Source organism: Agromyces protaetiae (genome assembly GCF_030866785.1).
GTDB classification, from domain to species: domain Bacteria; phylum Actinomycetota; class Actinomycetes; order Actinomycetales; family Microbacteriaceae; genus Agromyces; species Agromyces silvae.
Map to the genome: position 1 here is coordinate 3,519,050 of NZ_CP133018.1, position 16,735 is coordinate 3,535,784.

Annotated in this window: 16 protein-coding genes and 1 pseudogene; 11 read left to right on the forward strand and 6 right to left on the reverse strand. The window is 71.5% G+C overall.

Annotated elements, in window-relative coordinates; translation table 11 throughout:
* Positions 1-127: 127 nt before the first annotated feature.
* Positions 128-523, reverse strand: coding sequence for a sterol carrier family protein (locus QU602_RS16085; protein WP_308797467.1), 396 nt, complete (start codon positions 521-523; stop codon positions 128-130).
* A gap of 66 nt (positions 524-589) precedes the next feature.
* On the opposite strand from QU602_RS16085, the gene QU602_RS16090 reads away from it, so the two are divergent.
* The 4 genes from QU602_RS16090 (at position 590) to QU602_RS16105 (ending at position 5,202) form a co-directional block, all read left to right on the forward strand.
* Positions 590-946 (forward strand): iron chaperone, encoded by a 357-nt coding sequence (locus QU602_RS16090; protein WP_308797468.1) that lies wholly within the window; start codon positions 590-592, stop codon positions 944-946.
* A gap of 910 nt (positions 947-1,856) precedes the next feature.
* Positions 1,857-3,182: a phosphoribosylamine--glycine ligase gene (purD, locus tag QU602_RS16095; RefSeq protein WP_308797469.1), complete on the forward strand. Its 1,326-nt coding sequence runs from the start codon at positions 1,857-1,859 to the stop codon at positions 3,180-3,182.
* 48 nt (positions 3,183-3,230) lie between these two features.
* On the forward strand, positions 3,231-4,172 hold the full coding sequence (locus QU602_RS16100; protein WP_308797470.1) for a phosphoribosylaminoimidazolesuccinocarboxamide synthase: 942 nt from the start codon (positions 3,231-3,233) through the stop codon (positions 4,170-4,172).
* 172 nt (positions 4,173-4,344) lie between these two features.
* Entirely contained in the window at positions 4,345-5,202 is an 858-nt protein-coding gene (locus QU602_RS16105) for a VOC family protein (RefSeq protein ID WP_308800202.1), read from the forward strand.
* A gap of 6 nt (positions 5,203-5,208) precedes the next feature.
* On the opposite strand, the gene QU602_RS16110 is transcribed toward QU602_RS16105, so the two are convergent.
* Complete coding sequence (locus QU602_RS16110; RefSeq protein ID WP_308797471.1) at positions 5,209-5,838, reverse strand: TetR/AcrR family transcriptional regulator; 630 nt, start codon at positions 5,836-5,838, stop codon at positions 5,209-5,211.
* A gap of 220 nt (positions 5,839-6,058) precedes the next feature.
* Here QU602_RS16110 and QU602_RS16115 point away from each other — a divergent pair, with 220 nt between their 5' ends.
* From QU602_RS16115 to QU602_RS16135, 5 genes are all read left to right on the forward strand, one after another.
* Positions 6,059-6,658, forward strand: a complete 600-nt coding sequence (locus tag QU602_RS16115) for a TetR/AcrR family transcriptional regulator (protein ID WP_308797472.1) — start codon at positions 6,059-6,061, stop codon at positions 6,656-6,658.
* Positions 6,659-6,738: 80 nt separating this feature from the next.
* Positions 6,739-7,530, forward strand: a complete 792-nt coding sequence (locus QU602_RS16120; protein ID WP_373692949.1) for a tryptophan 2,3-dioxygenase — start codon at positions 6,739-6,741, stop codon at positions 7,528-7,530.
* Between the two features lie 3 nt (positions 7,531-7,533).
* Positions 7,534-8,574, forward strand: a complete 1,041-nt coding sequence (locus QU602_RS16125; RefSeq protein WP_308797474.1) for an amidohydrolase family protein — start codon at positions 7,534-7,536, stop codon at positions 8,572-8,574.
* Entirely contained in the window at positions 8,571-9,830 is a 1,260-nt protein-coding gene (locus QU602_RS16130; protein ID WP_308797475.1) for a kynureninase, read from the forward strand. Before QU602_RS16125 ends, QU602_RS16130 begins: the two co-directional genes overlap by 4 nt.
* Positions 9,831-9,948: 118 nt before the next feature.
* Positions 9,949-10,533: a hypothetical protein gene (locus tag QU602_RS16135; RefSeq protein ID WP_308797476.1), complete on the forward strand. Its 585-nt coding sequence runs from the start codon at positions 9,949-9,951 to the stop codon at positions 10,531-10,533.
* 121 nt (positions 10,534-10,654) lie between these two features.
* Here the strand turns inward: QU602_RS16135 and QU602_RS19155 are convergent.
* Positions 10,655-11,606, reverse strand: a pseudogene (locus QU602_RS19155) (MFS transporter); the annotation flags it as partial.
* 182 nt (positions 11,607-11,788) lie between these two features.
* On the opposite strand from QU602_RS19155, the gene purS reads away from it, so the two are divergent.
* Positions 11,789-12,121, forward strand: coding sequence for a phosphoribosylformylglycinamidine synthase subunit PurS (purS, locus tag QU602_RS16150; protein WP_308797478.1), 333 nt, complete (start codon positions 11,789-11,791; stop codon positions 12,119-12,121).
* An 8-nt stretch (positions 12,122-12,129) separates the two neighbouring features.
* Positions 12,130-12,828: a phosphoribosylformylglycinamidine synthase subunit PurQ gene (purQ, locus tag QU602_RS16155; protein WP_308797479.1), complete on the forward strand. Its 699-nt coding sequence runs from the start codon at positions 12,130-12,132 to the stop codon at positions 12,826-12,828.
* A gap of 46 nt (positions 12,829-12,874) precedes the next feature.
* On the opposite strand, the gene QU602_RS16160 is transcribed toward purQ, so the two are convergent.
* The 3 genes from QU602_RS16160 to QU602_RS16170 form a co-directional block, all read right to left on the reverse strand.
* Complete coding sequence (locus tag QU602_RS16160) at positions 12,875-14,248, reverse strand: mechanosensitive ion channel family protein (protein WP_308797480.1); 1,374 nt, start codon at positions 14,246-14,248, stop codon at positions 12,875-12,877.
* Positions 14,249-14,646: 398 nt separating this feature from the next.
* Positions 14,647-16,170 carry a catalase gene (locus QU602_RS16165; protein ID WP_308797481.1) on the reverse strand — a complete coding sequence of 508 codons (1,524 nt, stop codon included), beginning with the start codon at positions 16,168-16,170 and terminating at the stop codon, positions 14,647-14,649.
* Between the two features lie 93 nt (positions 16,171-16,263).
* Positions 16,264-16,731, reverse strand: a complete 468-nt coding sequence (locus QU602_RS16170) for a Fur family transcriptional regulator (protein ID WP_308797482.1) — start codon at positions 16,729-16,731, stop codon at positions 16,264-16,266.
* Between the last annotated feature and the right edge of the window lie 4 nt (positions 16,732-16,735).

Here is a 16,735-nt window from a genome sequence, read left to right on the forward strand (position 1 = left end):
CGTCGGGAACATCTCGCGACACGCCGTGTGCGCGCGGAATCCGTCGGCGTGTCGCGGGTTCACGCCGACGACTCGTCGCGGGCCCGGCTCGGCGCCAGCGCGGGCCCGACCCAGCCGCGGGCCCGGCTCATCGCGGACGGATGACGGGCAGCAGGGTGCCCAGGTCGGCGCGCTGTCCCGATGCGTGCACGCGGCCCGTCGCGCGAGCGGCCTCCCACGGCTCGGCGCCGGTCGCGAGCGCGAGCCAGGTCGCGGCATCCGTCTCGATCACATTGGGCGGGGTTCCGCGCGTGTGCCGTGGGCCCTCGATGACCTGCACCGCGCCGAACGGCGGCACCCGCACCTCGACGGTGCCCCCCGGCGCGCGCTCGGCGAGCAGCTGCAGCGTCCAGCGCACCGCGAGCGCGAGCGTCGCGCGATCGACGGATGCCTCGCCCACACCGCCGTGCGCGGTGTTCTGCTGCTCGCGCCACGCCTCGACAGCCGTGCGCCCCTCGTCGTCCGCGATTCTCGCCTTCGCCATGCCCCCATCCTCTCTTAGCACCGCGCGGGCCTTCCCCGGGGCCGCGCCTCCCAGTAGCCTGCGGGCATGGCTGCGACCCCGAAATACGCCAGCGTCGACGAGTATCTCGAGAGCTTCCCGCCAGAGCGCCGCGAGGTACTCGAGTCCGTGCGGGCGGCCATCCATCGCGGCGTGCCGAACGGCGAGGAGCGCATCCGCTATGACATGCCCGCGGTGATGCTCGGCGGCCGGTACGCGATCCACTTCGCCGGGTGGAAGCAGCACCTCGGGCTCTACCCCGTGCCGAGGTTCGACGGCCCGTTCGAGGCCGAGGTCGAGCCGCACCGCACGAAGACCGACACGCTCTCGTTCCCGTGGTCGCGCCCGGTGCCGTACGACCTCATCGAACGCATCTCGGCCGCGATCGTCGCCCTCCGCGCCTGAGCGCGAGCAGCTCTCCACGCCGACCGTCCCTGCACCGCCCCTCTGCGACCGCCCCTCTGCGACCAGCCTCTGCCCGCGCCCCGCCCACTCCTGCACGCCCGACCTCCCACTCCCTGCTCAGGAATCTCCGCACGACACGCCGCGCAGCGGCGCGCGGCACGCCGACGAGACATCCGTCCTTCCTGAGCAAGGAAACCCGGCCGTGACCTGGGCCACGCACTCGGCACGCCGACACGCCGGCCCGCCGCACCGCCAGCCGGCCCGCCCCACCACCAGCCAGACCGCCCACCGACCGCCCCTCTGCGACCGCCCCTCTGCGGCCAGCCTCTGCCCGCGCCCCGCCCACTCCTGCCCGCCCGACCTCCCACTCCCTGCTCAGGAATCTCCGCACGACACGCCGCGCGGCGGCGCGCGGCATGCCGACGAGACATCCGTCCTTCCTGAGCAAGGAAACCCGGCCTCAACCGGAACCCTGCACCAGGCACCCCGGCCAGCCCCTCCGCCACCCGGCCAGCCCCGACCCGCGCCCCACCCACCCCGGCCCGCGCCCCACCCGCTCCCTGCTCAGGAATCTCCGCACGACACGCCGCGCAGCGGCGCGCGGCACGCCGACGAGACATCCGTCCTTCCTGAGCAAGGAAACCCGGCCCTAACCGGAACCCTGCACCAGGCACCCCGGCCAGCCCCTCCGCCACCCGGCCAGCCCCGACCCGCGCCCCACCCACCCCGGCCCGCGCCCCACCCACTCCTTGCTCAGGACTCTCCGCACGACACGCCGCGCGGCGGCGCGCGGCACGCCGACGAGACATCCGTCCTTCCTGAGCAAGGAAACTCCACTGGCGGCCCGCCCCGCTCACCCGTGCGGCGACCCCCGGCGAAGCCGCGGCCGGCGCTCCGGTAGCCTGAACCAGTGCGTATCCTCGTCCTCGGTTCCGGTGCACGTGAGCACGCGATCATCCTGGCGCTCCTTGCGGAGGAGGTGGGGCACGAGATCGTGACGGCTCCCGGCAACGCCGGCATCGCGGCCAGCCCGACCTCGTCGTCGCGCGGCAGTGTGACCCCGGTCGCGCTCGACCCGAACGACCCCGTCGTGGTCGCCGACTACGCGATCGAGCACGACATCGAGCTCGTGGTCGTCGGCCCCGAGGCGCCACTCGTCGCGGGCGTCGCCGACGCCCTGCGCACGCGCGGCATCGCCGTCTTCGGTCCCGGCAAGGAGGCGGCCCGCCTCGAGGGGTCGAAGACCTTCGCCAAGCGCATCATGGAGGCCGCCGGCGTGCCCACGGGCCGCGCGACCCTCGCCGACACGGTCGACGAGGTCGCGACCACGCTCGACGAGTTCGGCGCCCCGTACGTCGTCAAGGCCGACGGGCTCGCGGCCGGCAAGGGCGTGCTCGTCACCGAGGACCGCGCCGCGGCGCTCGCGCACGCCGAGCACTACCTGCGGCAGGGTCCCGTGCTGATCGAGGAGTTCCTCGACGGCCAGGAGGTCTCGCTCTTCCTGCTCTCGGACGGGACGAACGTGCTGCCGCTCTCGCCCGCCCAGGACTTCAAGCGGTTGCGCGACGGCGACGCCGGCCCGAACACCGGCGGCATGGGCGCGTACTCGCCGCTGCCGTGGCTCGGCGACGCCTCAGACGGCCGCGGCGGCAGCTTCGGCGACGAGGAGACCTTCGTCGACGAGGTGGTCGAGACGATCGCGCTGCCCACGGTCCGCCGGCTCGCCGAGGAGCAGACCCCGTTCATCGGCCTGCTGTACGCCGGGCTGATCCTCACCGGGCGTGGCATCCGGGTCATCGAGTTCAACGCGCGCTTCGGCGACCCCGAGACGCAGGTCGTGCTGCCCCGCCTCGTGACCCCGCTGTCCGAGCTGCTCTTCGCGGCCGCGACCGGCCGGCTCGCCGAGCAGCCGCGCCCCGAGTTCCGCTCCGATGCCGCGGTCACGGTGGTGCTCGCGAGCGAGGGCTATCCCGAGTCCCCGATCACCGGGCGCGCCATCGAGGGTGTCGAAGACGCGGCATCCGTCGACGGTGTGCATGTCGCGCACGCCGCGACCGCGCTCGCGGCGGGCGAGTCGGGCACCGAGCTCGTCGCGACGGGCGGCCGCGTGCTGAACGTCGTCGCCGTGGGCGACGACCTCGCCGACGCCCGGCGTCGCGCGTATGACGCGCTCGAGCGCATCCACCTCGACGGCGGCCAGTACCGCACCGACATCGCGGCGCGCGTCGCCGTCTGACGAGCGGATGCCCCGGCCGGGGCGTCCGACCTGGGGAAGGAGCCGACCATGGCGAACACGTCCGAGCTTCCCGGCTGGACCCACGTCTACTCGGGCAAGGTGCGCGACCTGTACGTGCCGACCGCCGTGCTCGACGACGACGACACCTGGACGGGCGACCCGCTGTCGCTCTCGCCCGTCGTGCTCGTCGTCGCGAGCGACCGTGTGAGCGCGTTCGATCGCGTGCTCGAGCCCGCGATCCCCGGCAAGGGCGCACTGCTCACCGAGCTCACACGCTGGTGGTTCGATCGCCTGACGGATGTGCCGAACCACCTGGCGTACGCAGAAGACGACCGGTTCGACGTGCCCGCGATCCCTGCCGGGATCGCCGACCGCGCGACCCTCGCGCGCACGCTCGACATGTTCCCGGTCGAGTGCGTGGTGCGCGGCTACCTGACCGGCAGCGGCTACAAGGAGTACCTGGCGACCGGGGCCATCTGCGGCGTGCCGCTGCCGGCCGGCCTCGAGAACGGCGACCGGCTGCCCGAACCGATCTACACGCCGGCGTGGAAGGCCCCGATGGGCGAGCACGACGAGAACATCAGCTACGAACGCACGGTCGAGCTCGTCGGCGAGATCGTCGCCGAGCAGCTCCGCGCCATCTCGCTCGAGGTGTTCGCGCATGCCTCCACCGTCGCCGAGGCGCGCGGGCTCATCCTCGCCGACACCAAGTTCGAGTTCGGCGCCGACCGCGAGACGGGCATCGTGACGCTCGCCGACGAGGTGCTCACGAGCGACTCGAGCCGGTACTGGGATGCCGAGGCGTACCACACGGCGCCCACCCCAGAGCTGCGCATGGCGAGCTTCGACAAGCAGATCGTGCGCGACTGGCTCGCCGCGAACTGGGACCAGGATGCCTCGGAGGAGCCGCCGACCCTGCCGCACGAGATCGTCGCGCAGACGGCCGAGCGCTACCGCGCCCTGGTCGACCGGCTGACGACCGGCGCCTGAACGGGTCCGAGCAGGCCGCCTCCGCGCCACTTCTGCGCCGTCGCGCCAGCAGTGCCGGCGCGCAGCCGCACACGCGGCGCGAACGCGGCATCGCTTCGGGAAGCATTCCGCCGAGGCATCCGTTGTATTGGGCGTGACGACCTCTTCGAACCTCCTCGCCGCGGACACCGGCATGGGCGCGGTGACGCTGCGCGTCGCCGACCTCGACGCCATGATCGCGTACTACCGCGACGGCGTCACGCTCGAGCTGCTGAGCCACGACGGTCCGGTCGCGGTGCTCGGGCGCGGCACGACGCCCGTCGTCATCCTGCAGCACGCCCCCGAGCTGCGGCATGCGTCGCCGCGCGACGCCGGGCTCTTCCACACCGCCGTGCTGTTCGACTCGCGCGAGGCGCTCGCGACGGCCATCTTCTCGGTCGCGTCGCGCTACCCCGGAACGTTCACGGGCAGCGCCGACCACCTCGTGAGCGAGGCCTTCTACTTCACCGACCCGGAGGGCAACGGCGTCGAGCTGTACTTCGACCGAGACCGTTCGACGTGGAGCTGGGTGCACGGGCAGGTCGAGATGGGCACCGTGTTCCTCGACCCGAACGGATATCTGAGGGATCACCTCACCGAGGCGGGGCAGGCGGCTTCGCGCGGCGGCACCGGACTCGGCGACGCGGTCGTCGGACATGTCCACCTGTCGGTCGGCGACATCCCGAGCGCGCGAGAGTTCTACGTGAACCGGCTGGGCTTCGAGACGACCGCGACCTTCGGGCCGTCGGCGCTCTTCGTCTCGGCCGGCGGCTACCACCACCACATGGCGATGAACACGTGGAACAGCGCGGGAGCGGGCAAGCGGCAGCTCGCGCTCGGGCTGGGCAAGGTCGAGATCGTCGTGCCCACGGCCGACGATCTCGGCGAACTGGGCGAGCGGATGTCCCACTACAACGTCACGGCGCGCGACGATGGACGCACGCTCGCCTTCGACGACCCGTGGGCGAACCTCGTCGAGGTCAGCGCGGCCGGCCCCTCGCCGGTCGAGTAGCGTGCGCTACCGGCGATGCGCCATGTCGTGGAAGTCGCCGAACGCCTGCGGCGCGACCGGCAGCGGCTCGAGGTCGGGCCGCGCGCGTAGTCCGTCGAGGACGATCGCGAGCTGGCGCCGCCAGTGCGGCAGGTAGTCGCCGCCGAACTGGCCGAGCGAGCCGAGCATGTTCACGAGGATGTTCAGGTCGACGCCGGTGACGTCTTCGCGCAGCGCCCCTTCGGCCTTCGCGCGCTCGACGACCCCGTCGAGCGCCGCTTCGAACTCGAGGCCCGGCCGGTACTCGGGGTCCTGCTCGGCGACGCGTCGCATGAGCTCGGGGAGGTAGGGCGTGGTCGCGACCCATTCGCTCAGGCGCTCGAGGAACAGTTCGATCGATCGCCAGCCGGTCTCGCCGCCCACGATCTCGGGCGCGAGATCGTGGAACATCGTGATCGACTGCTCGTAGAGTTCGCGGAAGAGCGCGTCACGAGTCGGGAAGTGTCGGTACACGGTGCCGGCGCCGACGCCGGCTCGGCTGGCCAGCTCGTCGAGCGGAGCGTCGATGCCGCGCTCGGCGAACAGCGCCTTCGCTTCCGAGAGCAGCCGTTCGTGGTTGCGACGGGCGTCGCGACGGGAGGATGTTGCAGAACTCACCCTTCGAGAGTACTCCCGTTGGTCTCCGGATATTCGGAGAGTGTTTTCCGATTCTCAGGATTGCGGTTACCGAATATCCACGGCGCTATTCATGCATCTGCACCAAAGTGCGGAATTCCTCCGCATTTCCGCGCGGTTGTCCGCCGAAATGACGACACGATGACGTTGTGCGACGTCACAGGCCTTCCTCAGCCGAATGAGTGAGTGTACAGTCACTCACATGGTGAGACCGCTCTCCACTTCCGATGCTCGACGTCCCATCGTCGTGGAGGCCGCGATCGAGGCGTTCGCCCGCACCGGCATCCGCGCCACGGTCGCCGACGTCGCGAGCATCGCCGGCATCTCGCCGGCGTACGTGCTCAAGCTCTTCCCCCGGAAGGAAACCCTCTTCGCCGCAGCCGTCGACGCGAGCTTCGGACGCATCCTCGACATCCTCGGCGCGGGCGCGCGGCGGGCCGCCGACCACTCCCCCGATGCGATCATCGCGGCGATGCGCCGCGCCTACGCCCACCTGCTCAGCTCGCCCGACCTGCTCTGCCTGCAGACGCACGCGCAGTCCGCCGCGGATGTACCGGAGATCGGCTCGGCACTGCGTCGCGGCTACGCGAGCGTGACCGAGTTCGTGTTCTCACGCAGCGGGGCGCCGGACGCGAGCGTCCAGCGCTTCCTGGCGTTCACCCAACTCTGCCAGCTCATCGCGACGCTCGGCATCACCGAGCCGACCGAGCACTGGACCCGCGTCATCACGCACGGCTTCCCGCTGCACCCGGCCGAGACCGCGCGACCCCAGGACGATCACGAGCCCCGGCGGCTAGGCTGACGAACGTGGCCGACCCCGACGGCGTGACCGCCAACACCCGCGACATCGAATCCACGGTCGTGACCGATTTCGCGGATCGCATGAGCTACGCCGGGTACCTCGACCTGCCGACGCTGCTGTCGGCGCAGCGCCCGCTCTCGCGGCCCGAGCACCACGACGAGCTGCTGTTCATCGTCCAGCACCAGACGACCGAGCTCTGGCTGAAGCTGGTCCTGCACGAGCTCGAGACCGCGTGCGAGCTGCTCCGCGCCGATGAGCTCGCGCCCGCACTCAAGTGCATCGCCCGGGTGAAGCACATCCAGAAGACGCTCACCGAGCAGTGGTCGGTGCTCGCGACGCTCACACCCACCGAGTACGCCGAGTTCCGCGGCATCCTCGGTCAGGCGAGCGGCTTCCAGTCGTATCAGTACCGCGCGGTCGAGTTCGTGCTCGGCAACAAGCATGCGGGCATGCTGCGCACGTTCGAGGCGGATGCCACGGCCACCGCCGTGCTCACGCGAGCCCTCGAGGCGCCGAGTCTGTACGACGAGGTCCTGCGACTGCTCGCGCGAGCGGGGCATCCGGTGCCGCCCGCCGTCCTCGAGCGCGATGTGACCCAGGCGTGGACCTTCCAACCCGACCTGGTGCCCGTCTTCCAGGCGATCTATGCCGACGCGCGCGGCAACTGGGCGGCGTACGAGACGTGCGAAGAGCTCGTGGATCTGGAAGACAACTTCCAGCTCTGGCGGTTCCGGCACCTCAAGACCGTCGAACGCATCATCGGCTCGAAGCCCGGCACGGGTGGTTCGAGCGGCTCGGCCTTCCTCGCCCGCGCGCTCGAGCTCACCTTCTTCCCCGAGCTCTACGCGGTCCGCACCGAGATCGGCGGGTGACGGATGCCTCCGGCTGACGCCGCCCCGGGCGCGCTCGAGGTGCTCGACCTCGGGCCGCACGCACAGCCCGCACGGCGTTCGCTGAGCGGCGGGCACCCGGGTGAGACGGGCACCATGCTGCCGCCGTTCATCGACCACCACGTGCACCTCGAGCTGTTCGAGCCCGACCACCTCGCAGCGGGCGGCATCGCCGCGGTCGTCGACCTCGGCGCGAACCCGTCGGTCGTGGCGCGGTTCGCCGCGCGGGATCCGCTTCCGCATGTGCAGTTCGCCGGGCAGTTCCTGACCGCGCCGGGCGGATATCCGGCGGGCCGGTCCTGGCTTCCCGCGGGCGCCCTGCGCGAGGTGCGCAGCGTCGTCGCTGCGCCCGCGAACGGACGCGGCAGTCTCTACGACGCCGCCGAGACGGCGGTCGACGAGCAGGTGCGATTCGGGGCATCCGTCATCAAAGTCGTCCTGAACAGCACCGCGGGACCCGTCTTCGACCCGGCCACCCTCGATGCCGTGCTGCGCGCCGCGCGCGCCCGCGGGCGCCCCGTCGCCGTGCACGCCGAGGGCCCCGGCATGGCCGAGCTCGCGATCGACGCCGGCGTCGACGTGCTCGTGCACACGCCGTGGACCGACGAGCTGCCGCCCGTGCTCGTGGCGCGCGCTGCGCGCGCGGGCCAGGCCTGGATCTCCACACTCGACATCCACGGGCACGGCGCGGCGACCACCGACGCCGCGCGGGCGCGCTCGAACCTCTCACGGTTCGCCCGAGCGGGCGGACGCGTGCTCTACGGCACCGACCTCGGCAACGGCGTGCTGCCCATCGGCGTGAACGCGCGCGAGGTCTCCGCGCTGGCGGGCGCCGGCCTCTCGGCCCCCGTGGTCGTCGCGGCGCTCACCGACCCTTGGCCCCACCACGAGGCATCCGCTTGGTCGATGGACGGTCTCGCGACGTTCGTGCCCGGCCCGCCGCCCGCCCGTCTCGACCACCTCGGCACCTGGCTGGCCGGCGCTCGGGTGCTTCCCGTCGAGGATCTTGAGATGATCGACCGATGAGCCTCGACCCGCTGCTCGCCTACGCCCGCCGCATGGACCGGGCCGACGGGCTGGCGCACTACCGCTCGCGATTCCATGGCGCGTCGAGCGACCTGGTCTACTTCGACGGCAACTCGCTCGGCCGGCCGCCGGTCGCCGCCATCGAGCGGATGCAGCACTTCATGGCGGACGAGTGGGGCGGGCGGCTGATCCGGGGTTGGGATGAGTCGTGGCTGTCGCTGCCCGTCGAGCTCGGCGACAAGATCGGCCGGGCGGTGCTCGCGGCCAAGGCCGGGCAGACGGTCATCGGCGACTCGACGACCGTGCTGCTCTACAAGCTCGCCCGCGCCGCCGTCGACGCACAGGTCGCCCGCGATCCCGCGCGGCGCGAGATCGTCGTCGACTCCGACAACTTCCCGACCGACCGGTACGTGCTCGAGGGCATTGCGCGGGAACGCGACCTGCGGCTCCGCTGGATCGATGTGGACACCGACTCGGGCGTGACGTCGGAACAGCTCGCCGAGGCGGTCGGCCCCGAGACCGCGCTCGTCGTGCTCTCGCACGTCGCCTACCGCTCCGCCTACCTCGCCGATGCACGCGAGCTCACCCGCATCGCCCACGATGCGGGAGCGCTCGTGCTCTGGGATCTCTGCCACTCGGCCGGCTCCGTGCCGGTGCGGGCCGACGAGTGGGAGTTCGACCTCGCGGTCGGCTGCACGTACAAGTACCTGAACGGCGGGCCCGGCTCGCCGGCCTTCGCCTATGTGCGGGAAGACCTGCACCGCGCCCTGTCGCAGCCGATCCAGGGCTGGTTCGGCGCCGTGGACCAGTTCCAGATGGGACCGCGCTACGCGCAGGCTCCCGGGATCCGCGGATTCCTCTCTGGCACCTCCCCGATCCTGGCGATGCTGCCCATGGACGAGACCCTGACGATGATCGAGGACGCGGGCATCGCCGCGATCCGCACGAAGTCGGTCGGGCTCACCTCGTACGCGATCGAGCTCGCCGAGGCCTGGCTCGCGCCGCTCGGCGTGACGCTCGCCTCGCCGGCCGATCCCGCGGAACGTGGCGGACACGTCACGCTCCACCACGATGCGATGCGCGAGGTCACGGCGCGGCTCTGGCAGCGCGATGTCATCCCCGACTACCGCGATCCGGGCGGCCTGCGCATCGGGCTCTCGCCGCTGTCGACGAGCTTCGAGGAGGTGCACCGCGGTCTGGATGCCACGCGCGCGGTGCTGCGCGAGGTGCTCGCCGAACGGGCCGGGCTGGGGTAGCCCGCCTAGCGTCGTTCCGATCGGCGCACAAGGCCGGATCCGCGCGCGGCATTCCGGCTTAGCATGGGCGGATCGAGGGGCGCGGCGACAGCCGCGACCCGACATCGAGGAGGGCATCATGACGGATCGCGAAGACCAGTCGAACGAGGCCACCGAGGCGGCACGCCGGGCGGCCGAAGCCGCCAAGAGCGCGGCGGACGACACGGCCGCCGACATGAGATCGACCGCTGCGGACGCCGCGGCGCGTGGGGCCGACGCCGTCAGGGCTGCCGCCGAGACCGTGAACGACGCAGCCGGCGACCTCGGCGAGCAGCTCGCCGAGACCAAGACCGCCGCGGCAGACGCCGCGGCCTCGGCCGCCGACGCCGTCAAGGACGCGAGCGGCGACGCCGCCGATCAGATCGCGGCCGCGAAGCAGGCCGCCGCGGAGGCGGTCGACACCGCCAAACAGGTCGCCGCCGACGCCGCGCAGAAGGTCGCCGCGAGCGTGAAGGCCGCGACCGACCAGGTGCAGGACTCGGACGCGTTCGAGTCGGTGCAGGAGCAGGCGCAGCACGCGGTCGACCGCGGTCGGGAGCTCGCGAACGACGGCGTCGGCTACGTGAAGCGCAAGTACCGCGAGAACCCGGGCGCCGTCGTCGCCGTGGGCGCGGTCGCCGGGATCGTGCTCATCGCGATCGTGCGGAGGATCTTCAAGCGCTGAGTTCGCGCCGCGGGGCGGCGAGCCGCCGCTCCGCGGCCGGTCGTACGAACCAGGCCGAGACCACAGCGCCGATCGCGTAGGCCGCGATCGGAAGCCAGAGCGCCTGCGCCATCGCGGCGTCGAATCCGCTCTGCGCGCCGGCAGGCAGCGTGCCGCCGGGCACGTGCTCCGCGGCAGAGGGATCGAAGCCGGGCAGTTCGGCCGCGAGCCGGGCGTTCATGAGCGCTGCGATCGCGGCGCTGCCGAGCACCGCGCCGATCTGCCGGGTCGTGTTGAAGAAGCCCGACGCCGCACCGGCGACCTCGGGGTCGAGCGTGCGCGTCGCGGTCGCCGCGAGCGGCGCCCAGACACCCGACATGCCGAGCCCGAGGAGCGCGGCGGGCGCGAGCAGCCACCAGGTCGGCGTGCCGGGCGTCAGGAGCGCGGACATCCAGCACAGCGAGGCCGCGGCGAGGGCGAAGCCCGCCGGAACCACCACGCGCGGATCGACCCGGTCGACCAGCCGCCCGACGAGCGGCGCCATGAGCGCGGTCGCCATCGCGGACGGTGCGAGGACCAGCGCCGACTGCGTCGGGCTGAGCCCGCGCGCGACCTGCAGGGTGAAGGCCAGGGGCAGCGGCGAGAATCGGGCCGATGAGCGTCGCCAAGCCCGCGGCACCCGCCCACATGCCGAGTGCCGGGCCGCGGCGCTCAGCCGGGAACGTGCGTGTGATCACGGCCAGGGTCTGCGGGGTCATGAGTGCGGCGCCGAGCCCCTGCACGGCACGCGCGCCGATGAGCACGCCGACGTCGTCGGAGAGCCCGCACCACGCCGACGCGGCCGTGAACACGACCAGACCGGCCAGGTAGACCCGCTTCGGCCCGTAACGGTCACCCAGCCGGCCGGTGATGAGCATCGGCACCGCGTACGCGAGCAGGTAGGCGCTGGTCACCCAGAGCACCGCCGTCAGATTGGTGTGCAGGGCCTGCATCATGGCGGGGTTGGCGATCGCCACGATCGTCGAATCGACGAGGATCATGAAGAACCCGACGACGAGCGCCCACAGCGCCGGCCAGGGTGAACGCGGAGCCATCGCCTGCCCCCTTCGCAGCAGCCCGGCTCAGTATACTGCCGTTCCGGGCCGGCGGACCAGTGCATCGTCCGGTCGGGTGCCCATGCGCATCCCGAGAAATACGCGGACCGCCCGGCGGATGTGCGCGCGGGCAGCGGATAGAATCGAGGCATCCCACTCTCGCCATCGGATGGAGAATCTCGGTGCCCACCATCGTCGTCGACGTGATGCCCAAGGCCGAACTGCTCGACCCGCAAGGCAAGGCGCTCGCCGGCGCACTCGCACGCACCGGCCACTCCGGCTTCGCCGGCGTCCGCATCGGCAAGCGGTTCGAGCTCACCGTCGACGGCCCCGTCGACGACGCCCTCAAGGCGAACGTCCGCGAGATCGCGGAAGAGATCCTCTCCAACTCGGTCATCGAAGACGTCGTGGGCATCCACTACGAGGTCTCGAACGCCGAGCTCGCCGCAGAGGCCTCCGACGCGGCATCCGTGACCGACGACGGCTTCGGCGCGCCCGCCGGCGAGACCCACTGAGGCCCGCTGTGCGCATCGGCGTCATCACCTTCCCCGGCTCGCTCGACGACCGCGACGCGCAGCGCGCGGTCCGGCTGGCGGGCGGCGAGCCCGTCGCGCTCTGGCACGGCTCGCACGACCTCGAGGGCGTCGACGCGCTCATTTTGCCCGGCGGGTTCAGCTACGGCGACTACCTGCGCTGCGGCGCGATCGCCTCGCTCAGCCCGATCATGGCCGAGGTCGTCGACGCGGCGAACCGCGGCATGCCGGTGCTCGGCATCTGCAACGGCTTCCAGATGCTGACCGAGGCGCACCTGCTCGAGGGCGGGCTCATCCGCAACGACCACGGCGGCTTCGTCTGCCGCGACCAGGTGCTGAGCGTCGAGAACGCGTCCACCGACTGGACCACCGAGTTCGAGGCCGGCCAGCAGATCACGATCCCGCTGAAGAACGGCGAGGGCGGGTTCATCGCGAGCGAAGAGACCCTCGACCGCATCGAGGGTGAGGGCCGCGTGGTCTTCCGCTACGTCGACGTGAACCCGAACGGGTCGCTGCGCGGCATCGCGGGCATCTCGAACGAGCGCGGCAACGTGGTCGGCCTGATGCCGCACCCCGAGCACGCGGTCGAGCCCGGCTTCGGCCCCGACACCGCGGCCGCGATGCGGTCGGGCGTCGACGGCCTGGGCTTCTTCACGAGCGTCATCACGCGCACCCTCGTCGAGGCGTAACCCGCGCCGGTCGAGGACCCGCGCTCCTTCATCGCGGGTCACGCGATCAACGAGGCGGGTCGGGGTCGGCCGCGGGGTCGGTTCCGAGCACGGATGCCTCGGTGGTGAGCGTCGGCTCGTCGACGAGGCCGGCGTCGGGGTCGGCGTCGGGGTCGGCATCGTCGGCGTCGGGCTGCCGCACGATCGGGATCGCCTGCGTGAACTGGCGCCCGCGTGCTTCGGCCTCGGGCGTGCCGGTGAACAGGCCCGAGCGCGCGCCGTCGCCGGTGTCCGCCGCCGTCTCGCGTTCGGCGCGTTCGGGCTCGGCGTCGTGCACCGTGTGGCGCTCCTCCGGCTCGAGTCCGGTGGTGCCGCTCGTGCCGCTCGAAGCATCCGTCGACGCGGCGCCCTCGTGCACCAGCACGCGCTGGGCGGGCGCCGACTCGGGATGCATGCGCTGCACCCAGTGCACGAGCTCTTCACGCACGTAGCAGCGCAGATCGAACAGCGTTCCTGCGTCGGCAGCGGTCACCAGCACGCGGATCCGCACCAGCCCACCGACCGCGTCGGTGACTTGCAGCACCTTGGCGCGGCCGTCCCACAGGTCGGTGCGCTCGAGCACACGGTCGAGCTCGTCGCGCATCGCCGCGGGCGAGACCCGCCAGTCGAGGTCGAGCTCGACCGAGCCGAGCAGCTGGCTCGTGGTGCGGGTCCAGTTCTCGAACGGCTGCGACGTGAAGTACGTGCAGGGCAGCACGAGCCGCCGGTCGTCCCAGATGCCCACCACGACGTAGTTGAGGGTGATCTCCTCGATGCGCCCCCATTCGCCCTCGACGACGACCACGTCGTCGACGCGGATCGCGTCGCTGAAGGCCAGCTGGATGCCCGCGAAGAGGTTGGCGAGCACCGACTGCGCTGCGAGCCCGGCGACGATCGACGCGATACCGGCCGAGGCGAGCACAGATGCGCCGAGCGCACGCACGCTTTCGAACGTGAACAGGATGACGCCGATCGCGATGACGATCACGATGACGACGACGAGCCGGCGCACGATCGCGAGCTGAGTCCGCGCCCGCCGTGCGAGGCGATTGTCGGCGACGTCGATGCGGTAGCGCCGCATGCCGAGGTCGGTGAGGAACAGGAACAGCTGGCAGACGAGCCATGCGCCGACCGCGATGACCGCGATGAGGAACGCGTGATCCAGACCGGGGCGCCACTCGGCAGCCGGGAACGAGATCGCGACGGCGATCCAGAGCCCGGCGACCGCGATGACCGTGCGGAACGGCCAGCGCAGACGTCTCACGAGGAGACCGCCCCATTCGCGCCCGCGTGCCGCCGCACGCACGACGAGCGACGCGAGGGCCGACACCGCCACGACCGCGACGACGACCGCGAGCAGGGAGAGACCGAGCGTGAGCCAGGACTGCCAGGTGGGAGTCATGTCCCCAGACTCACCGGGTCAGCGGACCGCGTGCAAGTCCTCGCCGTGAGGTTGACGCGTTCGAACTCACCGTCACGTCGGTGCCCGCCTGCGGCCAAGCGATGCGAGGGGCGGGTCGCCCGTGGCGACCCGCCCCTCACGTACGGCCGCTCAGAACGAGCAACCGGCAAACAGGAAGGCGAGGAGGCCGACCAGGCCACCGTATAGGGCGCCGGGAAGGAGGGCCTGGCAGTCTGGGGACACGATGTACTCCATTCGGTTTTCGATCGATGCGAGACCATCCCGCACTGTATATCACTATACAGCTTGCGAGTCCATCTGTCCCGGTTTGCGGGAGATGCACACAGGCGAGCAGGGCCGGCCGCCCGATGGCGACCGGCCCTGCTCCGTGTTGGTGACTACGCCGCGGCACCGCCCTCAGCGGGCACACCCGCCTCGGGCTGCTGCGGCGCGTCGGCGTTCACGCCCGCCGCGTAGGCCTGACGGAGTGCGTCGCCCAGCGAGGCATCCACGTTCGTCCAGTACTGGAAGAAGCGCTCGCGGATCGCACCGACGCTGATCGCCGATGCCTGACCGGCGAGTGTCTCCTGTAGGCGCGACCTCGACTCGTCGGAGAACACCTCGCGGTAGAGCGTGCCGGCCTGGCCGAAGTCGGAGTCCTCGGCGTGCAGGGTCGCGGCGCTTCGCACGAGCTCGCCGTCGGACTCCCAGCTGCCCTCACCCGCGGCGACCGCGTCGGCGACCGGCCCGCCGAACGAGTTCGGCGCGTAGACCGGCGTCGACGGCGGGTTGTACGCGTGTCGCTGCGCGCCGTCCTGCGAGTAGTTGTGCACGGGCGCCGCGTGCGGCGCGTTCACGGGCAGCTGGTTGTAGTTCGTGCCGACGCGGTAGCGCTGCGCGTCGGGGTAGCTGAACACGCGCGCCATGAGCATCTTGTCGGGGCTGATGCCGATGCCGGGCACGGTGTTCGCGGGCGAGAACGCGGCCTGCTCGATCTCCGCGAAGAAGTTCTGCGGGTTGCGGTCGAGCGTGAGCGTGCCGACCGGGATCAGCGGGTAGTCGCCGTGCGGCCACACCTTGGTGAGGTCGAACGGGTTGAACCGGTACGTCTTCGCGTCCTCGTAGGGCATGACCTGCACGAACAGGTCCCACTTGGGGAAGTCTCCGCGCTCGATCGCCTCGTACAGGTCGCGCCGGTAGAAATCGGCGTCGGCGCCCGCGATGGCCTCGGCCGTCTCGGCGTCGAGGTGCAGATCGCCCTGCCGGCTCTTGAAGTGGTACTTCACCCAGAACCGCTCGCCGGCGGCGTTGATCCACTGGTAGGTGTGCGAGCCGTAGCCCTGCATCTCACGCCACGACTTGGGCAGGCCGCGGTCGCCCATCAGGTAGGTCACCTGGTGCGCCGACTCGGGCGAGAGCGTCCAGAAGTCCCATTGCATGTCGGCGTCGCGCAGCCCCGAGCCCGGCAGACGCTTCTGCGAGTGGATGAAGTCGGGGAACTTGATGCCGTCGCGGATGAAGAACACCGGGGTGTTGTTGCCCACGATGTCGTAGTTGCCCTCGGTCGTGTAGAACTTCAGCGAGAAGCCGCGCACATCACGCCAGGTGTCGGGCGAGCCCTGTTCACCCGCGACCGACGAGAAGCGCAGCAGCGTCTCGGACTCGGCGCCCTGCTGGAACACCGCGGCGCGCGTGTACGCCGACACGTCGTGCGTCACCTCGAACCGGCCGAACGCGCCACCGCCCTTCGCATGCACGATGCGCTCCGGGATGCGCTCACGATTGAACTGCGCGAGCTTCTCGACGAGGTAGCGGTCGTGCAGCGCCGTGGCGCCGTCGACGCCCGACGTGAGCGAATGCGCGTCGCTCGCGACCGGGGTGCCGGTCTGGGTGGTGGTGGGCGGGGTCGTGGGGTTCGACATGTCGTCCTTTCCGTGTGTTTCGAGGGGTGGCGCGCCCGCTTCCGGGCGCGACGAACAGCGCCCTGGTCGGGCGCGGTGAGCGGATGCCTCGGGCTAGCCTTGCGGCTCGCTCGCGGTCGTCCGCTGACACGCATCGCAGAGGCCCCAGAAGGTGACCTCGGCGGTGTGGATCTGGAAGCCGTCGGCGTTCGACGGGGTGAGGCACGGCGCCTCGCCGACGACGCACTCGACGTCGACGACCCGGTGGCAGCCCGTGCACGCAAGGTGGTGGTGGTTGTCGCCGATGCGGCTCTCGTAGAGCGCGGGGGATCCGGCGGGCTCGATCTTGCGAAGCAGCCCCGCGGTCGAGAGCGCGCCGAGCACGCCGTAGACGGCCTGCAGCGAGGTGGTCGGCAGACAGGTGCGGACTCGCTCGAAGACCGCTTCGGCGTCGAGGTGCTCGCCGTGGCCCGAGAGCGCCTCGAACACGGCGACCCGCTGCGCGGTGACCTTGAGCCCGGCCGCGCGGAGGCGCTCGGCGGTGCCGTGCGCCTCGAGCTCGGCCGTGGCATCCGTGGTCATGTCA

Excerpts from the sequence above, each read along its gene's own strand:
- QU602_RS16085 (WP_308797467.1), bottom strand. The coding sequence starts at position 523 with ATGGCGAAGGCGAGAATCGCGGACGACGAGGGGCGCACGGCTGTCGAG.
- QU602_RS16130 (WP_308797475.1), top strand. The coding sequence starts at position 8,571 with ATGAGCCTCGACCCGCTGCTCGCCTACGCCCGCCGCATGGACCGGGCC.
- QU602_RS16105 (WP_308800202.1), top strand. The coding sequence starts at position 4,345 with ATGGGCGCGGTGACGCTGCGCGTCGCCGACCTCGACGCCATGATCGCG.
- QU602_RS16115 (WP_308797472.1), top strand. The coding sequence starts at position 6,059 with ATGGTGAGACCGCTCTCCACTTCCGATGCTCGACGTCCCATCGTCGTG.
- QU602_RS16125 (WP_308797474.1), top strand. The coding sequence starts at position 7,534 with ATGCCTCCGGCTGACGCCGCCCCGGGCGCGCTCGAGGTGCTCGACCTC.
- QU602_RS16120 (WP_373692949.1), top strand. The coding sequence starts at position 6,739 with ATGAGCTACGCCGGGTACCTCGACCTGCCGACGCTGCTGTCGGCGCAG.
- QU602_RS16170 (WP_308797482.1), bottom strand. The coding sequence starts at position 16,731 with ATGACCACGGATGCCACGGCCGAGCTCGAGGCGCACGGCACCGCCGAG.
- QU602_RS16090 (WP_308797468.1), top strand. The coding sequence starts at position 590 with ATGGCTGCGACCCCGAAATACGCCAGCGTCGACGAGTATCTCGAGAGC.
- QU602_RS16100 (WP_308797470.1), top strand. The coding sequence starts at position 3,231 with ATGGCGAACACGTCCGAGCTTCCCGGCTGGACCCACGTCTACTCGGGC.
- QU602_RS16160 (WP_308797480.1), bottom strand. The coding sequence starts at position 14,248 with ATGACTCCCACCTGGCAGTCCTGGCTCACGCTCGGTCTCTCCCTGCTC.
- QU602_RS16135 (WP_308797476.1), top strand. The coding sequence starts at position 9,949 with ATGACGGATCGCGAAGACCAGTCGAACGAGGCCACCGAGGCGGCACGC.
- QU602_RS16165 (WP_308797481.1), bottom strand. The coding sequence starts at position 16,170 with ATGTCGAACCCCACGACCCCGCCCACCACCACCCAGACCGGCACCCCG.